Here is a 3,823-nt window from a genome sequence, read left to right as displayed (position 1 = left end):
GGCGGCACTGGCACAGGTTCGTTTTTCCGACTATGCTGCTGGCTTTGGGTGGCTGGTGTGTGGGCTTGGGTTCTAACTCGGCGCTCAAGCGGACAGCTTCCAGCCGCCGCTTACCTTGGTTCGTTAGGCTTCGCAGGAAAAAACATGCAGATTTTCTACGTCCTTCTTTGTATTGCTGGCGCGGCATTGCCCCTCTCGCAGTTCGTCCCGTGGCTTTCTGCACATGGCCTCAATGTCCCTCTCCTATTGCAGCAGGCTACATCAAGTCAAATTGCCTCGTTTGCTTGGGCTGATGTTCTGATTTCAGGTATCGTTGTCGCTGTGTTCTTAGTTGCTGAAGGACGCAAGCTTGCAATGCGTCGCTTATGGCTACCGTTATCTTGTCTTATTGTCGGCCCTTCATTAGCATTGCCGCTGTTTCTGTTATTGCGGGAGCGGCATTTTGCGGCGATGGCTCCTAACAATTCATTCAAGCCGACACCGCTTCGCAGCGCGGCTTAACTCAGGCGTTAGCGTTCGCCCACGCCGGTGCTTATTCCAAGGCTGTCAAAATCTGAGTTTCTCTGTCACTGGCGTTCAAAAGTATGTTTTGTTTTTGATTGGCCGGTCAGTATTATCTGGTTTCGTATAGGCGCTGGTACAGGTTCGTTTTTCCGGGTATGCTGCTGGCTTTGGGTGGCTGGTGCGTGGGCTTGGGTTCTAACTCGGCGCTCAAGCGGACAGCTTCCAGCTGCCGCTTACCTTGGTTCGTTAGCCTTCGCGAATTAGCCATAACTCGAACAACGACATAAAAACAAAATTTATATGGACATCATCAAGACCATTACTGATTGGCCAGTCATAGTTCAGGGTGCGCTCGGTTCTGCCTTGTTCTGGGCCGTGCTCGAGCTTGGCCAACGAATCGTAAAACGAATTGCTTCACGGTTATCCACGGATTACAAGGCTGGGAGCACCTGGGCGCTCATGGCACATGAGGCGGAAGGCCCATTGGCACACGATTCGCGCTTTATCTGCATGTATGCCGCACTTCACTATCTCTTAAAGGCAGGCATCGTTTCCGCGCTGTCTCTCGCGCTTGGAAATGCTATTGAAGTCTTTTCCTCTGTCGGTTTTCTTATTGCCATGTACTTCCTTTTTCGAGCACTTTCTTACGTCCCCCACACCTCTAGTTGGGGGAGCCTCGAAGACAGAAAGCAAGCCTTTCAAACCCTGATCGCAGAAGCACCAGCGAGGCTCAAGGCGTTGAAGGAAGCGGAGCAGAAGCGCAAAGATTGATGGCTAACCCGGCGCTCAAGCGGATAGCTCCTATCTGCCGCTTACCTTGGTTCGTTAGCCGTGGCTCACAGCAGTGCTCAATTCAATGCTGTAAAAGTTTGTTTCTTCTGTCGTCAGTAATTTCAAAGTAGGTTTTACTTTTGATTGGCCGGTCAGTATTATTTGGTTTCGTATAGGCGCTGGTCTAGGTTCGTCTTCCCAGTTATGCTGCTGGCTTTGGGTAGTTGCTGTGTGGGCGTTGGTTCTAACTTTGCGCTCAAGCGGACAGCCTCCAGCTGCCGCTTACCTTAGTTCGTTAGGCTTCGCAGGAAAAAACGTGCAGATTTTCTACGTCCTTCTTTGTATTGCTGGCGCGGCATTGCCCCTCTCGCAGTTCGTCCCGTGGCTTTCTGCACATGGCCTCAATGTCCCTCTCCTATTGCAGCAGGCTACATCAAGTCAAATTGCCTCGTTCGCTTGGGCTGATGTTCTGATTTCAGGTATCGTTGTCGCTGTGTTCTTAGTTGCTGAAGGACGCAAGCTTGCAATGCGTCACTTATGGCTACCGTTATCTTGTCTTATGGTCGGCCCTTCATTAGCATTGCCGCTGTTTCTGTTATTGCGGGAGCGGCATCTTGCGGCGATGGCTCCTAACAATTCATTCAAGCCGACACCGCTTCGCGGCGCGGCTTAACTCAGGCGTTAGTCTTATAACCAAATGTCGACGTTCATTGCTCCAGCGATTCTTTCTGCCGTTTTTGTTTTTATTTTTGGCTTTGCCCTAGGGCATTCATGGGAATTCGGATGGCAGCTATCTATAGGCGTTACGGTGTCTTTGTTCGTTGCAGTTCTTTCTCTCGTAACGACAGTTCATCACTCGTACGCAGTTCGTCGGCACAATAAATTACAGGTAAAACCACAACTAGTTATCGAGAGTTATCTAGATGGCACTATCAAAGAAGATTTTTTAATTTACACGTTGTCTCTAAAAAATGTAGGCCTCGGCCCTGCTATTATTTCCAGATACTCCGTAAATTTAGGCAATACAAAAATTGAAGACTCAGATTCAGTTTTTATTGAATTCTTAAAACTTGTAAACAACTCCACGCACGCCAAGGGAAGATCCATCACAGAAGCTCGGTATTTAGAAGAGGGAGAAGCTTTAGATAAGGGGCAGGAAAAGATTCTTTTTAAAACACAAATACCAAAGGATGACCTAACTTTCATGAAGGGCAGAGAGATTTTGAAAAAACTTGCAAAAGAAATTCAAATTTCGATTAAATACCGATGCCACTATGGAATGGATTTTGAAGTTGGACGAGGAAATAAAAATGCCTAACCACACGCTCAAGCCGACCCGCCTTCGGCGGTCGGCTTAGCTTATTCGTTAGGCCACCACAATTGGAGCTCATCATTCATATGGAAACTTCGAACTCCCGCAACAACTGGTTCGTTCGGCTACTGATTGTGGCGTTTTGCGGGTTTCTCGCCACACTCGTGGTCTATCGCTACTTCTACATCGATCCCAAGGCAGAAATATCGGCGGGCCTCCTCGTACTCTTGGCCTTTATTCTGGTGCTTGTATTAAGTGAGCTCTTCGACAACTTTTCTGTTGGTAAGCTCGTCACAATGTCTCGTACCATCAAAGAGAAGGAGGCGCAAACAACTGAGCTCAAGAAAGAAAATACTGAGCTCAGGGGGCAGCTTATCTCAATATCAAACAGTGTTTCGCAGAGGCAAACAAGCACTAATATATTCGGCCTTCCAGAAAATATGATTGATTTATTGACAGTCAAGAAAGCACCGGCGGAAGAGATAGAAGACAAAAAGAATGAAGAAGAAACATCACCGGCTGCACAACCCCAAGTAGCTGTTGAACGCCAGTTTGATAGAGCCAAGGCTGAAGAGCTCGCTATCAGAAATTTTGTTGTAAGTAATAACTTGCAATCTTTTAATTTGATTCGCGATGCAAAACTGTCCACCCAATTCTCTGGCATTGATCCAATAACAGATATAACACCAATCTTTGATGCCTACATCAATGCTACAGACTCCGAGATTTTCGTTGAAACACGACCGACTCAGTACGCATCAATTATGTTTCGGGATCGCCTGTACGTGATGCTTACAAAAATTCATCACTACAAAACAATCAAGAAGGCAAACGTCTACTTGGCATTGCTGCTAGTTAACGTGCCTGATCCGTCTACATCTCGGCCACCAGGCTCGTACGTTGACCGTTTGCAGCGCGAGTTTGAACCAGCGATTACGTCCGGTCTTCTGCGCATTCAGGTTATTGAACCAACCTCTGAAGAGTTGTTAAGCCTTCGTAGTGGAGGGTAGTGGCCTAACATGGTGCTCAAGCGGACGGCTTCCAGCCGCCGCTTACCTTAGTTCGTTAGGTGTCTTAATTGCAACAGAAGCGCAACCTCAAGGTCATCAATACGCAGAGACCAATCATCCAGAACTACTGGAAGATTATCTACTTTCGTGACACTGAACGAGTTACCCCTGTTTTATCTCGTTGGAAGTGGGTACGCCTGTGTATTTTTGAAGTCCTCTTTGGCCA

The 3,823-nt window shown here is 47.6% G+C and carries 5 protein-coding genes; all 5 read left to right on the top strand.

Annotated elements, in window-relative coordinates:
* Positions 1–501: DUF2834 domain-containing protein (locus ACFO6X_RS15740; RefSeq protein WP_382434930.1), on the top strand; the 501-nt coding region annotated here is incomplete at its 5' end.
* A 303-nt stretch (positions 502–804) separates the two neighbouring features.
* Complete coding sequence (locus tag ACFO6X_RS15735) at positions 805–1,275, top strand: hypothetical protein (RefSeq protein ID WP_382434928.1); 471 nt, start codon at positions 805–807, stop codon at positions 1,273–1,275.
* A gap of 316 nt (positions 1,276–1,591) precedes the next feature.
* The gene (locus ACFO6X_RS15730; RefSeq protein ID WP_382434926.1) at positions 1,592–1,948 is read left to right on the top strand and encodes a DUF2834 domain-containing protein; all 357 of its coding nucleotides are present in this window, start codon (positions 1,592–1,594) and stop codon (positions 1,946–1,948) included.
* Positions 1,949–1,972: 24 nt separating this feature from the next.
* Positions 1,973–2,593, top strand: a complete 621-nt coding sequence (locus ACFO6X_RS15725) for a hypothetical protein (protein ID WP_382434924.1) — start codon at positions 1,973–1,975, stop codon at positions 2,591–2,593.
* Between the two features lie 62 nt (positions 2,594–2,655).
* Positions 2,656–3,597 (top strand): hypothetical protein, encoded by a 942-nt coding sequence (locus tag ACFO6X_RS15720; RefSeq protein WP_382434922.1) that lies wholly within the window; start codon positions 2,656–2,658, stop codon positions 3,595–3,597.
* Positions 3,598–3,823 lie beyond the last annotated feature (226 nt).

Source organism: Giesbergeria sinuosa, assembly GCF_042652905.1.
GTDB classification, from domain to species: Bacteria; Pseudomonadota; Gammaproteobacteria; order Burkholderiales; family Burkholderiaceae_C; genus Simplicispira; species Simplicispira sinuosa.
This window is presented reverse-complemented; position numbering and strand designations above follow the sequence as displayed.

What these genes read in the sequence shown, in the direction of transcription:
- ACFO6X_RS15735 (WP_382434928.1), top strand. Translation starts at nt 805, where the DNA reads ATGGACATCATCAAGACCATTACTGATTGGCCAGTCATAGTTCAGGGT.
- ACFO6X_RS15725 (WP_382434924.1), top strand. Translation starts at nt 1,973, where the DNA reads ATGTCGACGTTCATTGCTCCAGCGATTCTTTCTGCCGTTTTTGTTTTT.